The sequence below is a fragment of the Streptomyces hilarionis genome (assembly GCF_024539675.1).
Classification (GTDB): domain Bacteria; phylum Actinomycetota; class Actinomycetes; order Streptomycetales; family Streptomycetaceae; genus Streptomyces; species Streptomyces hilarionis.
The window spans coordinates 16,125-31,320 of sequence record NZ_JAHHIT010000055.1 but is presented as its reverse complement, the minus strand read 5'-3'; the positions used below and the strand labels follow the sequence as shown (position 1 = coordinate 31,320).

The 15,196-nt window shown below is 73.8% G+C and carries 15 protein-coding genes; 7 read left to right on the top strand and 8 right to left on the bottom strand.

Annotation, left to right across the window (positions count from 1 at the left end):
- Positions 1 to 193 precede the first annotated feature (193 nt).
- Positions 194 to 1,009, top strand: coding sequence for a phosphatase PAP2 family protein (locus KMS84_RS14175; protein WP_438818933.1), 816 nt, complete (start codon positions 194 to 196; stop codon positions 1,007 to 1,009).
- A 119-nt stretch (positions 1,010 to 1,128) separates the two neighbouring features.
- Positions 1,129 to 1,524, top strand: a complete 396-nt coding sequence (locus tag KMS84_RS14170; RefSeq protein ID WP_256916560.1) for a hypothetical protein — start codon at positions 1,129 to 1,131, stop codon at positions 1,522 to 1,524.
- A gap of 64 nt (positions 1,525 to 1,588) precedes the next feature.
- Here the strand turns inward: KMS84_RS14170 and KMS84_RS14165 are convergent, their stop codons facing one another.
- The gene (locus KMS84_RS14165) at positions 1,589 to 2,191 is read right to left on the bottom strand and encodes a TetR/AcrR family transcriptional regulator (protein ID WP_256916559.1); all 603 of its coding nucleotides are present in this window, start codon (positions 2,189 to 2,191) and stop codon (positions 1,589 to 1,591) included.
- An 84-nt stretch (positions 2,192 to 2,275) separates the two neighbouring features.
- Between KMS84_RS14165 and KMS84_RS14160 the strand changes: the two genes are divergently transcribed.
- The gene (locus KMS84_RS14160) at positions 2,276 to 3,121 is read left to right on the top strand and encodes an NAD(P)H-binding protein (protein WP_256916558.1); all 846 of its coding nucleotides are present in this window, start codon (positions 2,276 to 2,278) and stop codon (positions 3,119 to 3,121) included.
- Between the two features lie 127 nt (positions 3,122 to 3,248).
- Here KMS84_RS14160 and KMS84_RS14155 read toward each other — a convergent pair whose 3' ends face one another.
- Positions 3,249 to 4,133, bottom strand: coding sequence for a sigma-70 family RNA polymerase sigma factor (locus KMS84_RS14155; protein ID WP_256916557.1), 885 nt, complete (start codon positions 4,131 to 4,133; stop codon positions 3,249 to 3,251).
- Positions 4,134 to 4,203: 70 nt separating this feature from the next.
- Here KMS84_RS14155 and KMS84_RS14150 point away from each other — a divergent pair, with 70 nt between their 5' ends.
- Entirely contained in the window at positions 4,204 to 4,680 is a 477-nt protein-coding gene (locus tag KMS84_RS14150) for a carboxymuconolactone decarboxylase family protein (protein WP_256916556.1), read from the top strand.
- 484 nt (positions 4,681 to 5,164) lie between these two features.
- Positions 5,165 to 5,701, top strand: a complete 537-nt coding sequence (locus KMS84_RS14145; protein WP_256916555.1) for a DUF6193 family natural product biosynthesis protein — start codon at positions 5,165 to 5,167, stop codon at positions 5,699 to 5,701.
- Between the two features lie 142 nt (positions 5,702 to 5,843).
- Here KMS84_RS14145 and KMS84_RS14140 read toward each other — a convergent pair whose 3' ends face one another.
- Both KMS84_RS14140 and KMS84_RS14135 read right to left on the bottom strand, forming a co-directional pair.
- Positions 5,844 to 8,528, bottom strand: a complete 2,685-nt coding sequence (locus tag KMS84_RS14140) for an FAD/NAD(P)-binding protein (RefSeq protein ID WP_256916554.1) — start codon at positions 8,526 to 8,528, stop codon at positions 5,844 to 5,846.
- Positions 8,528 to 8,674: a hypothetical protein gene (locus KMS84_RS14135; protein WP_256916553.1), complete on the bottom strand. Its 147-nt coding sequence runs from the start codon at positions 8,672 to 8,674 to the stop codon at positions 8,528 to 8,530. The genes KMS84_RS14140 and KMS84_RS14135 overlap by 1 nt, the downstream gene beginning before the upstream one ends.
- Positions 8,675 to 8,870: 196 nt before the next feature.
- Here KMS84_RS14135 and KMS84_RS14130 point away from each other — a divergent pair, with 196 nt between their 5' ends.
- Positions 8,871 to 9,638 (top strand): SDR family NAD(P)-dependent oxidoreductase, encoded by a 768-nt coding sequence (locus KMS84_RS14130; protein ID WP_256916552.1) that lies wholly within the window; start codon positions 8,871 to 8,873, stop codon positions 9,636 to 9,638.
- Between the two features lie 37 nt (positions 9,639 to 9,675).
- Positions 9,676 to 10,047, top strand: coding sequence for a MerR family transcriptional regulator (locus tag KMS84_RS14125; RefSeq protein ID WP_256916551.1), 372 nt, complete (start codon positions 9,676 to 9,678; stop codon positions 10,045 to 10,047).
- A gap of 175 nt (positions 10,048 to 10,222) precedes the next feature.
- Here the strand turns inward: KMS84_RS14125 and KMS84_RS14120 are convergent, their stop codons facing one another.
- From KMS84_RS14120 to tap, 4 genes are all read right to left on the bottom strand, one after another.
- Entirely contained in the window at positions 10,223 to 10,582 is a 360-nt protein-coding gene (locus KMS84_RS14120) for a hypothetical protein (protein ID WP_256916550.1), read from the bottom strand.
- Positions 10,583 to 10,815: 233 nt separating this feature from the next.
- The gene (locus tag KMS84_RS14115; RefSeq protein WP_256916600.1) at positions 10,816 to 12,189 is read right to left on the bottom strand and encodes a Fic family protein; all 1,374 of its coding nucleotides are present in this window, start codon (positions 12,187 to 12,189) and stop codon (positions 10,816 to 10,818) included.
- Between the two features lie 218 nt (positions 12,190 to 12,407).
- Positions 12,408 to 12,965: a telomere-protecting terminal protein Tpg gene (gene tpg / locus KMS84_RS14110; protein ID WP_256916549.1), complete on the bottom strand. Its 558-nt coding sequence runs from the start codon at positions 12,963 to 12,965 to the stop codon at positions 12,408 to 12,410.
- 3 nt (positions 12,966 to 12,968) lie between these two features.
- The gene (gene tap / locus KMS84_RS14105) at positions 12,969 to 15,173 is read right to left on the bottom strand and encodes a telomere-associated protein Tap (protein ID WP_256916548.1); all 2,205 of its coding nucleotides are present in this window, start codon (positions 15,171 to 15,173) and stop codon (positions 12,969 to 12,971) included.
- Positions 15,174 to 15,196: the final 23 nt, after the last annotated feature.

The window sequence follows — 15,196 nt, the reverse complement described above, 5'->3', positions numbered from 1 at the left end:
GGACCGTCCGAGCCGGGCGGCCCACGCCACGCCGTGCCGCAAGACGTGCGTGACCCAACCACCCTTCAACGGAAGAAACAGAGCGATGACCCAGCACGATTCTCCGCCCCTGCCCGCGAACCGCCCGGGGGCTTCGAAGCAGGCCCCCGAAGCCCCCGACGCCCCCGGCCCGTCGCGCAGGACACGGCCGTGGATGCCGGCCCTGCTGTACACCCTGGGGTTCCTGACGGTCTATGTGCTCGCCGTCTGCACCCCGTGGGGGCAACGGGCCGAGAACGCCCTGTTCGGGCTCGGTGAACAGGGCAGCGAAAAGGCATGGATCTACCCCCTGTCCGGAGCGGAGTACGGCTCGACGCCCCTGCCCCCGATGGAACTGAGCGCCAAGCCCACCGTGATGGTGGGACTGGCCCTCATCGTCGTCCTCACCCTGGTGCGGCGGTGCTGGTGGCCCGGCTGCGCGGCGCTCGCGGTCTTCGTTCTCACGACCGGAGGCAACGACGTGCTCAAGTCGACGCTGCCCCGACCCGACCTGGCGGGCGCGCCCGCCAATCTTCTCGACGGGGGCTTCCCCAGCGGGCACACCGCCATCCCCGCCGCGCTGACCCTCGCCGTCCTCCTCGTCGTCTCCCCTCGGATACGCCCCTACGTCGCCACGGCCGGTGTGCTGTGGCTCGCCTGCATCGCCGCCGCCAGTGCGACCATGGGCGGCCACCGGCCCAGTGAAGTGCTGGGGGCCACCCTGCTGGCCTGTGTCTGTCACGGCCTCGCCACCTGGCTGCTGCCGGCGAGCGCCGCGCCTGGCGCCACGCGGAGCCCCCGCGCGCTCACCGTCACGACCCTGACACTGGCCTTGGCCATCGCCCTGGTCTCCGGCGCACGCAGCGACACCCTCACGAGGTCGCTGGTCTCCGCGGCGACGGCCTTCATATGCACGGTGCTGGTCTGGTACGCCGCAGTCGGGCGGTCGTCCGCACAGACCGCCCGTCCCACAGCCCCCGCACGGGGCTGACGACGCGGCCGGCTCCGGCCGGGACCCTGCGCGTCCCGGCGGCCGATCCGGCGATCCGGCCGAAACGGCTGCCGGCCCGGATCACGCTCCGACTCCGGCGCGCCTCATAGGGTGGGGTGATGTTCGATCGTCTGGAGATCCGGGTGGTGCCGCCGGGACCGAGGTTCGCCGCCCAGTTGCGGTTCTGGGTCAACGGCGAGGACGTGATCGAAGGGGTGGTCCAGGAGGGCGGCCGTGGGCCGTTCGCGGCAGACGTGTTCCCTGCCGGCCGGCCCAGCCCCCTGCGGGCGACCGGCGAGGGGCGCCGTCTGGAACTGGGGGAACCGGAGTGCACCGGCGGCTGCTGCGGTTTCCTGTCCGTCGTGGTGCGACGGTTCGGGGACGTCGTGCGGTGGTCGGACTGGGAAGTGCCCCAACCCGGCTCTCCACCAACGGAGTTGCACTTCGACGCCGGCCGGTACGACGTCGAGGTGGCTCGCGCCGAGGCAGACCGGAGGTGGCAGGTCCACCGGTAGCCCGACGGCCCATGGCCACGCCTTGCGCGTCAGCGCCGTTCCCGCGGACTCCTCGCCCACCCGGTCACCGGTGCGCGTCGGGAGCCCGCAGGGAGTCGAGCCAGCGCAGGAGGCGGGTTCCTTCGCGGGTCATGACGTCCGGGTCGCGCAGGGCGTTGGCCATGAGGGACATGCCCTGGTAGGCGGAGACGAGGGTGAGGGCCAGGTCGTCCGGGTCCGACAGGCCCAGCTCGCGGAACTGGCGTCCGGACCAGTCCAGCAACTGCCGGACGACCGCCCCGGCCTCGGCGTCGAGGGTCCCGTCGGCGCGCTTGTCGAGCTCGACGGCCAGGGTGCCGGTCGGGCAGCCGTAGCGGGCGGCGACCTCGCGCCGGCCGACCCACGCCTCGATGAGCCCCTTGAGGCGGTCGCGGGGGTCGCTCAACTGCTCCAGCCGGCCCGTGAGTTCGTTCAAGTGCGCGCTGTGCTCGGACAGCGCGGCCCGGACCAGCTCGTCCTTGGTCTTGAAGTAGTAGTACACGTTGCCCAGGGGGACGTCGGCCTCGCGCGCGATGTCGCCGAGGGTGGTGCGCTCGACCCCCTGCTCGTGCAGGACCCGGGCCGCCGCCGCCGTCAGCCGCTGACGCTTCTGCGAGGCCCGCACCCGCCGATTCTCTGAGTTGGTCACCCAACTCACTATAGACAGCCGCCGATCGACGTGTGCTACGTTCCTCCCACTGAGTCAGCCAGCTAACTAACAAACGGGGTCACGATGATCGCAGTGACAGGTGCTACCGGCAACATCGGCAGGACGCTGGTGGAACTGCTGGCCGGGGCGGGCGAAGAGGTCGTGGCCGTGTCGCGGCGACCTCGGCCCGCCGGACCGACGGACGGCGTTCGCTGGGCGCAGGCCGACATGGGAACCGCCGCGGGCCTGCGGCCCGCCCTCGAAGGAGCCCGCGCCCTGTTCCTCCTGCTGGGCGGCGAACTCAACAGCCGAGGCGAGCACCCGGCGACCCTGCTCGACATGGCGACGCGCGCCGGGGTCGAGCGGATCGTGCTGGTCTCGTCGCAGGTCAGCGCGACCCGCCCCGACGCGCCCTCGCACGCCCGCCTGCGGGAGTTCGAGTCGGCCGTGCGCGCGTCCGGGCGCGACGTCACCATCCTGCGCCCCGGCGCCTTCGCCTCCAACGCCTTCGCCTGGGCCGAGACGGTCCGCGCCGAGCGCACGGTCTTCGCCCCCTTCGGGGACGTGGCACTGCCCGTCGTCGACCCGGCCGACATAGCCGCCGTCGCCGCGGCCGCCCTGCGCGAGGACGCTCACGCAGGCCGCGTGTACGAGCTGACCGGCCCCGAACCGATCACCCCGCGCCGGCAGGCCGAGGTCATCTCGCACGCCCTCGGCGAGGAGGTGACCTTCGTGGAACTGTCCCGTGAGGACGCCCTTGCCGCCATGACGCAGTTCATGCCGGAGCAGGTCGCCACCGGCACCCTCGACGTGCTCGGCGTCCCGCTCCCGGCAGAACAGAAGGTCAGCCCTGACGTGGAGACCGTCCTCCACCGTCCGGCCGGCTCCTTCGGCACGTGGGTGGCGCGCAACCTGCCGGCCTTCCGGTAGGCCCCGGGGCGGGCGCACACAAGGCCGTGCGCCCGCCCCGGCTCGGCCGCCCGCCGGCGACGACCGAACCGTCGGCCCGTCAGCCCGGCGGGTGGTCGGACGATCAGCCGGTCAGGCGACCTGACGGTCAGACGGTCAGGCCGAGCGTGTTCAGGCGGTCGGGATCGCTGAGGATGTCGAGTCCGTCGATGCGGCTGCCGCGAATGGTGAACGACATCACGGACAACGGCCGCCCCTCGGTGGACGAGACGACGCCGGGGGTGCCGTTGACCAGGACGTGGTGGGCCTCGGCCGCGAAGCGGGCGAAGGAGATCGCCTGGGACGCCACGTCGGCCGCGCCGCGCCGCACGATGCTCGGGGCGAACGTGCCGCCGTCGGAGCGCGCGACCACGTCCGGGGCGAGCACCGCCAGCAGCGCCTCGAAGTCCCCGCCGCGGGAGGCGGTCAGGAAGGCGTCCACGACGTCCCGCTTGCAGGCGGCGTCCGTGTCGGCCGCGGGGGCGGCGCCCTGCACCCGGCGGCGGGCGCGGCTGGCGAGCTGCCGGGTGGCGACGGTCGTCCGGCCGAGGACGGGGGCGATGGCGTCGAAGGGCACGTCGAACATGTCGTGCAGGACGAAGGCGAGTCGTTCGTCCGGTGAGAGCGCCTCCAGCACGATCATGAGCGCGATGCCCACCGAGTCCGCGATCAGGATCTCCTGCTCGGGGTCGACGCCGGACGCCGCGGTGACCACCGGGTCGGGAAGCCGGACCGAGCCGTCCTGCTCGGGCAGCGGATCCTCACGGCGCGACGCCCGCGAGCGCAGCATGTCCAGGCATATCCGGCCCACGACCGTGGTGAGCCAGGCCCCCAGGTTGCGCACGTCGCCCACGTCGGCGCGGTTCAGCTTGAACCACGCCTCCTGGACGGCGTCCTCCGCCTCGGCGAGCGACCCCAGCATCCGGTAGGCCACCGCCCGCAGCCCGGGGCGTTCCGCCTCGAATCGGTCGGCCAGAAATAATGTCCCGCTCACCTGTCACATCCCCGCGTTCGGATCCGTCGGTCCAGTGACAGACGCTAACGGATCACCAGGAGGGCATCAGATGAACGCCGAGAGCACCCCCGCCGCCCGGATGAAGAACCCCGCTCAGGTCCTGCCGGACGCCATGAAGGGCATCCAGGCCATCTACAAGGCCATGTACCAGGGCGGCGTCTCGCCGCAGATCCTCGAACTGGTCCACCTGCGGGCCAGTCAGATCAACGGGTGCAGCGCCTGCGTGTTCGCCGGCGTGACGGGCGCGAAGAAGCACGGTGAGAGCGACGAGCGCCTGCACGCGGTGGCCGCCTGGCGCGAGGCGCCCTTCTTCACCGACGAGGAACGCGCGGCCCTGGCGCTGACCGAGTCCGCCACCCGGATCGCCGACCGCTCCGGCAAGGCCGTCTCCGACGAGGTGTGGAACGAGGCCGCCGACCACTTCAACGAGGAGCAGCTCTCCGCGCTCATCCTGATGATCAGCCTGACCAACTTCTTCAACCGCATCAACACCACCATCGAGGAGCCCGCAGGCGCCTCCTGGTGACCGGGCGCGGCGGGCCGTCGGGCCGGGGCCACAGCCCCACCCGACGGCCCCCCACGGGCCACGACGGCCCGCGCAAGCGCCGTAGGAGGACGGGGACTCACTCCTCGCACGACTCACCGGCTCCCCCGGCCGGTCCGGCATCCCGCCGAGCCCGGAATACCCGCGACGGTCACCGGGCTTCCCCTCGTCGAGGTCCGGCGCGGGAAACAGCCGGCGGAAGCCATGAAGAGCTCGTTCACGACCGGCGCCGACTGGAGGCCGACGCATGACGTCCGGATCTGTCCCGCACCTGGCCGGTCTCTACCCCGAACTCGGTCGGGACGGCACTCTCCGGAGCGTCCTGCAAGAAGCCGTTCACCGGGCTGGATACCGGTTCGACGTGCTCCCCGAACGAGCCCCCGGGTGGGAGCGATCAGGGGCCCGGGCGGACAGCGCCGACCGGACGACGAGCACTCACCTGGGCATTCAGGAACGCTGCTTCGTCATGAGCTTCCGGGAACGCGGCGTCGAGATGGCCAAGGGCGCCACCACCAGCCTGGACGAGGCCGCCTTGGCCACCGGGGTATGGCAGTCCGGCGCCGCTGTGGGAGAGCTGCGATCCGCATGCCGGTTCGTCCGCCACGGGCCGCTCGCCGAGGCCCACGAGCGGGGTGCCGCCGTCGAGACCATGTGGATGATCTACCGCCGGACCGCGGCGCCGTACGTCGACCACGACCTCATCGAGGCCGCCTACGCCCAGCCGCGGCTGCGAGCCCTGTTCCCCTTCCACAGCCACAGGTCGCTGAACTTCAGCCGCTGCACCGGGTATCCCTACACCCACGACGTTCCCGTGGTCACTCCCGTGGACGGGGGATACCGGGTCACGGGGTGGAGGACCGGCTCACCCGGTGGACCAGTGGCCATGGGCGAGACGGACAACCCGCGTGACGCGGTCGCCCTGGTCGTCGCCCGCCTTCCCCCCGGATGCGGACCGGCAGTCCCCGGCACTGCCGACGACCTCGACAAGCCGGATTCCCCATGACGCCGTGAGGGACGGTCCGCGGGTGCCTGCGGCGGTGGAGCCGGGCAGGGCCGTCGTCTGCCTCCGTGACCGGCTCCGCGCCCGGTCCCTGCCGGCGAGGGCAGCCGCCCGCCTTCCCCGCGAACAGCTGCGACGGCCGCGACTACGTCGCTGCGACGCTGCGGAAGAGCCGCTCCGCGCTCCGCCCGCGCACCGTCTCCAGGCGCCGCCGGTCGAGCGGCGACGGGCGCCGGTCCAGCCGGGCGGCGAGCAGCCGTGCCGCCCGGTCGCATGCGTCGCCCGCGATGAGGGCGTGCAGCAGCGTCTCCTCGACCACCTCCTGCTGGGCCTTGCTGGCGCCCGTGTGCGCGAGGAGGGGCAGCAGCGGCCGCAGCCGCCGTACCGCCTGGAGCCAGTCCTCCCGGACCACGTCCGCCAGCGCGTCGCACAGCGGGGCGATGACGAGCGCGAACACCGGCTGGTGGTGGGCCAGCGCGTGGGCGCGCAGCCGGCCGAGCGCGTCGAGGTCCCCGGCCGCGGCGAAGGCCACCGCGGTGTGCAGGGCGGCGAAGCCCGTCGCCGGTGCGTCCAGCCAGTGCCGTGGAGCGGCGTCCAGCAGTTCGGCCACCGGCAGGCCGCCGCTCCAGCTGTCCGTCATGCGCGCCCGCCACAGCAGCGAGGCGGAGTCGACCAGCAGCCGGCCTCCGCCGACCCGGGAGGCGGTCAGCTCGCGCCGGTAGCGGCGCAGCAGCGCGGACCGGTCGTCGAGGGACAACTCGTGCAGGGCCACGTGCCAGGCCACGTGGGAGCGGTGGGCCGCCCCGTCCCCGTGCCGGCCGAGCCACTCGGCCAGCCAGGCCAGACCGGCCCGGTGCTCGCCGGTCTCGTAGTAGACGTGCGCGCGGGCGTGGACGGCGTGCCCGGCGCGGGGCTGTGCGGCGAGCGCCCGGACGGCCAGCGCCTCGGCCTCCTCCCAGCGCTCCTGTTCCTGCCGGACGAAGGCGAGCTGGCCGAGGTACCACCAGTCGTCGCCGTAGGTGCCCGACAGGCCCTCGACGAGCGCCCAGGCCTCCTCGGCGCCGGTCACCCCGTTGAAGGAGACGGTCGGCACGGCCGCGCTCACGGCGAGCGCGTCGCGGGGGTGGGCGGCGATGTGGCCCAGCAGGGCCGCCTTGCCGCGCTCCTCGGTGCCGGTCAGGCAGGCGTCCACGGCGGCGACGAAGCCGCGTTCGCGGTCGTCCGCCCGCACGGCCGCGGCGCGGAGGGCGGAGGTGAGCGCCCGGGGCGTCTCCTCGGCGCTGCCGCACGCGTGGTCGAGGAGCGCCAGCGCCGCGTGGGCGACGGCGAAGCCCGGGTCGACGCGGACGGCGTCGGTCAGCAGCGCCTCGGCGCCGAGACTGCCCGCCAGGATGTGCCCGAGGGCCCGGTCGTACAGCTCCGCCGCCTCCCGCGTAGTGCTCAGGCGCTGGCCGTAGCGGTCGGTCGGCGCGGGGGCGCCGTGGTCGGTGAGCGCGTCCAGGACGGTGGCGGCGACCTCGGCGGCCTGCGCGCGGATCTCCGGGACAGCGGTGGTCTCCAGCAGGTTCCCGCGTCGCGCCGCCCCGAGCGTCCACAGCCGCAGGGGCGGGGTGCCGGACGCGGGCGTCAGCCGTCCGTCGGCGGCGGTGTCGAGCCCCAGCCCGGCGGGGCCGGTGCGGACGAGGCCGCGCTCCAGCAGGAAGCGCACCAGGGGATCGGCCGTGCCGTGCGAACCGGTCCGGGTCCCGGTGCAGTCGACGACCGCGCCGACCCGCAGCCGGGTGCCGTCGCCGAGGGTCACCTCCACCGCGTCGTCCACGGGCACGGCACGCGCCACCTCGCCGGCGCCGATGCGCAGCCGGCCCGCGGCCAGCAGTGCGCGCAGCGCGGTCGCGGTGGCGGGGGCCATGCGGTGGCGGTGCACCTCCCAGGTCCGCAGGTCCTCGTGGAGGAAGCGGGCCCGGTCGGCCACGGGCAGTCGCTGCCAGAGCGCCGCCGTCAGCGGACGCAGTCCGTCCAGGGCGGGCCGCCAGTCGCCGCAGGCCCGCCGGGTGGCGGCGAGGTGCCCTCGGACGTCGCGGCGCAGCGCGTCGAGGCCGCGTGAACCGTCCAGGTCCGGCGGCTCGACGGGCGGGGCCGGGGTGGGCAGGTGTTCCTGGGGGAGGAGTCCATGACGGGACACGGCGTGCAGCACCCGGTCGGGGCGGGCCAGCGTGGCGGCCAGGTCGACCATGGTCAGCCCGGTGCCGACGAGGAGCACGTCCCCCTGCGCGGCGGGGCCGTCGAGTGCGCCCGGCGCCCACGGATCGGCCACGAACCGCCCGCAGCCCCGCAGTTCGGGCCCGGCCCAGTCGCGGGCCGTGGCGAGGCTGCCGAGCGCCAGGACGGCCGCGTCCACCCGCAGCTCTCCGCCGCCCGCGAGCCGCAGCGCGAGCCCGGCTCCCTGCTCGCGGACGGCGACGACGCTGTCGCGCACCCGGTGCAGACGCCCGCGCCCGCAGGCGTCGACGGCGCGTTCGACGACGTCGGTCAGGTACTGCCCGTACACCCTGCGCGGGACGAAGTCCCCGGGCGCGGTCAGCGGGTTGCGTTCCCTCAGCCAGCGCAGGAAGTGCCCGGCGTCGTCGGGGAAGGCGCTCATGCGGCCGGCGGGCACGTTGAGGAGGTGGCGCGGGTCGGACGTGCCGTAGGCGACGCCCGGCCCGGTTCCCCGCGCCGGGTCGATCAGCCACACCTCGACCGCGCGGCCGCGCCGGTCGGCCTGCCGCAGCAACTGGACCGCCGTCAGCGATCCCGCCGCGCCGGCCCCGACGACCGCGACGCGGCGCATCAGAGCCGCCTCCCCTCGACCACGGCAGCTGTCACGTGGACGGCGGTGGAGGCCCCGCCCGTCACGGCGTCGGCGGCGAGGGGCGCGCCCTCGGCCCGCTCCAGCTCGGGACGCCGCCGACGCGGGTCCCGGTCCAGGTTGCGCATACGCACTCCTCACGCCGAACGCCGAACGGAGGCTTGTGGCCTCCCCGCCTGGCGGCATCCTCGATCGCCCGGCTGGAACTCGGGTCGAGGTCCGCTCGTGAAGCCCTTGAGAGGTGCTCACCGCCCGCACGAGACGGCCGGCCGCTCCCGCCCGAGGGGCGCTGCTTGACCTTGCCGCTGGCGGCAGGGCTGCACGATGACCGGCATGAACAGCACCGCGCAGCATGCCGACAGGGTCATCGCCGTCACCGGAGCCGGCACCGGGATCGGCCGGGCCACTGCCCGCGCCTTCGCCTCCGAGGGCGCCCACGTCGTCGCGATCGGGCGACGAGTCCGGCGACTCGAAGAGACCGCTGCCGGGAATCCCAGGATCACACCACTGGCCGCCGACATCACGGCCGAGGGCGAGCCCCGGCGGATTCTAGAGGCTGTACTGGAGACACACGGTCGGCTCGACGTGCTCGTCAACAACGCCGGCGTCGTGCGCGGCGGCGCCCTGGGGGCGCTGACGCCCGAGGCGATCGAGACGCAGCTCGCCACCAATCTCGTCGCTCCCGTCCTGCTGGCTCAGGCCGCGCTGCCGCTCCTGGAGGCGTCACGCGGGGTGATCATCAATGTGAGTACGTCGGTGGGACAGCGGGCCTGGCCGGGCAACTCGGTCTATGCGGCGACGAAGACCGCGCTGGAACTGCTGACCCGCAGCTGGGCCGTCGAGTTGGCGCCCCGCGGGATCCGGGTGGCGGCGGTCGCGCCCGGCGCGATCGACACCCCCATCGGCGAGCACCAGGGGCTGACGCCCGAGCGGGCGGCCGCGGTGCGCGAGTGGCAGCTGGCGCACACCCCGCTGGGGCGGATCGGCCGCCCCGAGGAGGTGGCATGGGCGATCGCCCAGCTTGCCGCCTCGGGCGCCTCGTTCGTCACCGGGGCGGTACTCCCGGTCGACGGCGGAGCGGTCGTGGCGTGATCGCGGCGTGATAGGAGTGGTCCGGGAGGTGGGACGGGTGCGGATCGGTGAGCTGGCCAGGGCGACCGGGACGACCGCTCGTGCGCTGCGGCACTACGAGCAGGCCGGACTGATCTCTTCCGAACGGGCCTCCAACGGCTACCGCGTCTACGACGAGCGGGCCGTGGTGCGCGTGGGCAACATCCGCTGTCTGCTGGCCGCCGGCCTCACCCTGGACGACGTTCGGGTGTTCCTGCCGTGCCTGGACGGCGACGTGACTGCGGCACCGCCGTCGGACAGGGGGCTGCGGGTGGCACGGGAACGCCTGGCGGTCCTCAACCAGCGGATCGCCTCCCAGACCGAGGCCCGCGACCGGCTGGAAACCGCGTTGCGGCAGGCGGCCGGCGGCCAGGTCCGCCCGGTGGCCTGACCGCCACCTCTGCCGCCGCGACCTCTGCCACCGCCGCCCGCGCCCTCTGCCACCGCCGCCCACGAGGAGGGCCGCCCGCCGCGCCTCCCCTCCGCTCGCCTGCTCACGGGGAATGCGCGGCGCCCCGCCGCCGGACGTCCGGCGGCGGGGCGGTGAAGCGACTGGAAGGAGATCTTCAGTTGGCGCAGATGGCGTAGACGCTGATGCCGACGCTGCTGTAGGCGTTCTGCCTGCCGAGGGCGATCCAGCCGGTTCCGTCGGGGGTGGGGAAGCTGCCGACGAGGATCGCGTCGTTGCCCTGGGCCTCGGCTCCACCGCCGATGACGTGCTTGCCGGGCGGGCAGAAGACGGTACGGCGCTGGAAGTTGGGGACGGTGGCGTTGGGGAGCGTGACGATCTGGTAGCCGTCGACGACGCGGGTGTGCGCGGGCTTGGGGGCGGGTTTGTGGTCGGGAGCCGCCTGGGCGGCCCATCCGGCTCCGGCGGCGATGGTCAGTGCCAGGGCGCCGGCGGTGAGGGCCGTCTTCGCTCGCATGGGTCTCCTCCTGGTCGTGCGGAGCGCGGTGCCCCGTCACGGGACGTGATACTTCCGCGAACGGAGGGTGAGCAGCGGGCTGTTGGGGGCGAAACGCCCTGATCGTGGGAGGCGGGTGCGCGGAGCACGGAAAGGGCGTGGAGGCGCCGAGGCGGCCGGCTCACGCGCGGTCGCACCTGGGCCGTGTGGACGGGGACGGCGTGCGGGGTCTCAGCGCGGGGGGACGGTAGTCGTCACCGCTTGTGGTCCTCCGCCGCCACCCTGCGTCGGGTCTCTGCGAGGTGGCCGTCGACGTACCGCGTGAGGATCAGGGCGTCCTGCGGCTCGTCGGCTTGGAAGGTGACGCGCCGCAGCAGACTGACCTCGTCGAGCGCTACGCCCTCGCGGGCGAGGACGAAGACGAGGGTGAGGAAGGCGGACCGGGCGTTGCCGTCGTCGAAGGGATGGAAGAAGCACACGTCGAGATAGGCACGTGCGGCCCGGGCGGAGAGGGAAAGGGGCCGCTCGGTGGTTCGTGCGCTCTCGGCCAGGCAGGCGTCGAGGCGGGCTCGGGTGTCCGGGCCGATTCCGTAGCGTTCCCGTCCTCCCTTGGCGAAGGCCGGTCGGTCGCGCAACGACGGCGGCTGCGGTGTGCCCAGAACGTGCTGCTGCCAGCGCTGGAGCAGCTCGAAGTCAAGAAGGGAGCCGCGGGCCGCGTCGGCCCGCAACAGCTCCAGGGCGGTCAGCAGGCCTCGGGCGCGGGCGGGGTCCAAGGCGCCGTCGAAGGCCTGTATGTCCTGCGCCGCGCCGTCGCGCGACGGGGCCACCGGCTCGTCCCGGCCGCCTTCCGGAACCTTCGGCCATGGCACGGTGTCGCGCACCGCGAGCCAGCGCTCGAGGTGGTCCGGCGCCGGCCCGGCGGATCGTGCGCCGTCGTGCGGCCGCACCGACAGCGCGAGGTGCTCCGCGATGTCGTCGACCAGCACGATGTCGGGGCCCGTCCAGCTCGCGAACCGCCCGCCGATCGCCTCGTCGACCAGTTCCTGCGCGCGGTCGGGCGCGACGCCCCAGCGGCTGAGGAACCAGGTGAGTACCTGACGGCAGTGTCCGTGCCAACCGCTGCCGCAGCCGGTGCGGTCGGCTACGTGCAGGATCAGGTTGCGGGCGGCACGCTCCCACAGGATCCGCTGGTCCTCGATGCCGGCCAGGTCCAGCGGGTAGGCGTCGAACCACCCGGCGAGACTCTCCACCCACGCGCGCCATTCGCGCAGCGCCGCGACGACACGGGTGAGCGTCTCCTCAGGAGTGGTGATCGAGTCCCGGGGGCAGCACCAGTTCCCGACGGGTCCTCCGTCGAAGTCGCCTTCGTCGTGCGCCCAGCGCCAGCCCGCCGTCCAGCGGCCGTAGTGCTCGGCGAGGGCGTGCGACATGGCTTCGGCCCAGGGCTGTCCCTCGCTCCAGCTCCAGGCGCTCATCGCCGGGTCAGCGAGGGGGATGTCGGGGCGGCTGGGCACCGTCTGTGCGGGCCCGAGCGACCGCACCGCCCGCGGTGCTGACGCGCCGTCGAAGCGATGCCGGGCGGGATCGACGTCGTCCCAGGTCAGGAAGCGGGGGGCCAGCTCGACCATCACCGCGCAAGCCTGCCCATCCGACCGGCTGCGGTTCAAGCGGATTACCGCAGGGCTCATCGCCTGGCGAAGCGGTCCCGCTCCCGTGTGCCGAAGCGGGGCGGGTGGTCTGGCCGCTCGGGTCTCGTCAGGCACGCTGGTCGTCACCGACGAGGCACGCTGCTCGTCGTCAACGGCAGTCGGGCGGCCTCGCCGTCACCCGTTCCGAAGGGGAATCCTCAGTAGTCGAGGTCGAGGTAGTCGATGTCGTTGAGGGTGACGTCGCTGAGGCCCGGGGCGCGGGACCCGCCGTCCTGGAAGTACACGTCCTTGAAGCCCTCGGCGATGATCGCGCGCATCTCCCGGTCGCTCGACCCGGCCTCCCGCGCGTCGAAGAGCCGCTGCGCGTAGGGCGGAGGGAGGTGGACGGTGAGGCGCCGGAACCGTCCGTCGTCGGTGGTCCCGACGGGCGCGGTGTAGCCGAACCGGGCCCTGGTCTCGACGGTGATCCCGCGGGTGGTGGCGGCCTGCTTGCGTCGGCGCTTGCGCACCTGCGGCTGCCACCGCTGCCGCACGGCGGCGTCGATCCGGTCCGCGATCGCCTGCGGCGGATGCTTGCGTTCACCGGTGCGGTAACGCTCCACCGACCGCTGGCTGATCCCGAGCTCCGCCGCGACCGCCCGGGTCGTCTTGAGCTGCTTGACCAGGAAGTTGACACGGCCCTTGAGGGTCTTGGGCGGCTGGCGGGTGAAGTGCTCCCGGTCGGCGCGGTCGATGGCGTCGTCGATCTCGGCCACGGGTCACTCGCCTTCGTCGAGGACGGCGTCGCCGCCCTTGATGTGCCGGGCCGGGTTGTAGCCCTGCTCCATGAGGTCGACGGCCCACAGCATCGACTGGACGCCCTCGAGCTTGGCCAGCCCCGGCGTCGGGCCGAGACGGAACGCGCCGGGCTGCGGCTTGCCCGAGGCCGCGTACGGCAGGAAGTCCAGCGGGCTCGCGCCCGGCGAGGGGTAGACGACGCAGTCGGACAGGACCGCGAGCGGATACAGGCCGGTCATCTTCGCCATGTTGGTGAGCTTGCGGTGCATGTTCACCCGGGCCTTGCTGATGACGGCCGCGCGGATGTCGGGCCGCCAGGTCGGCCGCTGCAACGCCGGCCACCGCTCGCCCTGCTGGTAGCGCCGGCCCTGGGGGCGCTCGCGCAGCTTGCCGATCCCGCCCTTGACGGTCGCCTTGACGGCGGCGAGGACGGCGGCCAGGGCGGGGTCGACCTCCTTGTGCCGCTCCATCGCGGCGAGGAACTCCCGGTCGTCCAGGTCCTTGGTGACGCCGAGGTCGGCGAGCGTGTCGACGTACGCCGTCCGCAGCCGGTCGTGCCACGGGTCGAGATACGCGCCGGTCTCGCGGCGCAGATAGGCCTCCACCGGACGGACGTTGAAGCCCAGCTCCTGCGCGTAGGCGACGGTGTGGGTCTGGTACCAGGCGGGCCCCGTCGGCCGCTCACCGCTGGGCGTGAACGGCGACGGCAGCCGCGGGTCCACCTCCACGTGCGAGAGATCCACCAGCCACGAACCAGGGATCTTCGGATTGAAGGCCGGCCCGCGGAAGTGGTCGGGCGCGGACAGGCCGACGACCAGACGGGCCGCGGCGGCCAGGAACGCGGTGTTGAGGTCGAGACCGACCGCGTACGGCAGCGTGCACTCCTCGTCGCTGAGCAGGTCCACCGGCCGCACCCACTGGTAGGCCTCCTCGTCGAGGAACCCGCCCGTCCAGCCGCCGGCGACCACCACGGGGTGCTCGGGGGTGGCCTCCGGCGGCGCGGGATCCATCGGCTCCGTCCCCAGCGACCCGGGGTTGTGGCCCGCCACCCAGTTCCCGCTCGCCTCGTCGCGCACCGCGCGCGTGGGGGGACGCAGCGCCGTCATCAGTTCCAGACCGGAGACGGCGGTGGAGCCGCGCGGAGTGATGACGCGGGTGGCGTACACGGTCAGCGCGCGGGCGATCTCGGCGGGCTCGCGTTCGGCGACGCCGGGCCAGGCCCGCTCGTCGAGGGCGTCCCACGACAGGATCGCCAGCTGCACGCACTGCCGCTCGCGGCCCTGCACCTTGCGGTAGATCCTCGGCCAGGGGCCGAAACCGCGCTGGGTGAGCCGCCACTTGGCCTTGGCCACCTCTTTCACCACCGGGTGGTCCTCGGGCAGGCGCAGCGAGCGACGCTGCTCGTGGCCTTCCAGGCGCTCGGGCAGGCCGAGCTTCACGGCGGCCGACGCGGTGAGCACGATCAGCGGATCGGAGTCCTTGCCGTTGCGGTTCAGCCTCGGCGCGCCGAGACCCGACTCGCGCAGCGTCCACTCGACCAGCTCCACGACGGTCGTGGCGGGGCAGTCCAGGACGAGGCCGTCGACGCCGTACGCGCAGCCGTCACCGTCCAGGACGGCGAGCGGCCCGTGCGGGAACCGCGGATCGGCCACGGCCGCCTGCGCCGCCCGCTTCACGGCCGGGCGCCGCGCGGGGGAGGCGGGCGAGGCGACGGTGCGTTCGCGAGCCGGGGCGGGGGCCGAAGCGGGAGGAGCGGGGACGGCATCCGCCGCCTCCCCGCCGGACGTGCGCGCTCCCTCGGGCGCGGGCTGCCGGGAGGCCGCAGGGGGCACGGATGCCGCGGGCGTCGTCGCGGCGGCCTGGGGAGCCGGGGGAGCCGTGTGAACGGTGGGGGCCTGGGGGACCGGGGCGGACGGGGCCGGCGCGAGGGCTCCGGAGGCCGGGTACTTCGCCGCCCACCCGTTCAGCAGCCGCTGGTAGGCGTCCAGACGCGGCGACTTCGGTTCGCTGCGCCCGTTCTCCCAGTTCTTCACCGACTGGGTGGTCGTCTTCAGCGCGGTGGCGAGGCGGGCCTGGGTGATCCCGGCGGCTTCACGCAGCCGGGCACGCTCAGCCGGGGGCGGGAGATGCGGCTCCTCGTTCAACAGAGCGTCGACGGAGGCGAACAGTTCTTCCTCGGATGCCATTTCCCGCACCTTCACGTCAGGAC

Bases quoted from the DNA above. Each gene is read 5' to 3' on its own strand.
- KMS84_RS14175 (WP_438818933.1), top strand. From the start codon at position 194: ATGCCGGCCCTGCTGTACACCCTGGGGTTCCTGACGGTCTATGTGCTC.
- KMS84_RS14170 (WP_256916560.1), top strand. From the start codon at position 1,129: ATGTTCGATCGTCTGGAGATCCGGGTGGTGCCGCCGGGACCGAGGTTC.
- KMS84_RS14160 (WP_256916558.1), top strand. From the start codon at position 2,276: ATGATCGCAGTGACAGGTGCTACCGGCAACATCGGCAGGACGCTGGTG.
- KMS84_RS14150 (WP_256916556.1), top strand. From the start codon at position 4,204: ATGAACGCCGAGAGCACCCCCGCCGCCCGGATGAAGAACCCCGCTCAG.
- KMS84_RS14145 (WP_256916555.1), top strand. From the start codon at position 5,165: ATGAGCTTCCGGGAACGCGGCGTCGAGATGGCCAAGGGCGCCACCACC.
- KMS84_RS14140 (WP_256916554.1), bottom strand. From the start codon at position 8,528: ATGCGCCGCGTCGCGGTCGTCGGGGCCGGCGCGGCGGGATCGCTGACG.
- KMS84_RS14135 (WP_256916553.1), bottom strand. From the start codon at position 8,674: ATGCGCAACCTGGACCGGGACCCGCGTCGGCGGCGTCCCGAGCTGGAG.
- KMS84_RS14130 (WP_256916552.1), top strand. From the start codon at position 8,871: ATGACCGGCATGAACAGCACCGCGCAGCATGCCGACAGGGTCATCGCC.
- KMS84_RS14120 (WP_256916550.1), bottom strand. From the start codon at position 10,582: ATGCGAGCGAAGACGGCCCTCACCGCCGGCGCCCTGGCACTGACCATC.
- KMS84_RS14115 (WP_256916600.1), bottom strand. From the start codon at position 12,189: ATGGTCGAGCTGGCCCCCCGCTTCCTGACCTGGGACGACGTCGATCCC.
- tap (WP_256916548.1), bottom strand. From the start codon at position 15,173: ATGGCATCCGAGGAAGAACTGTTCGCCTCCGTCGACGCTCTGTTGAAC.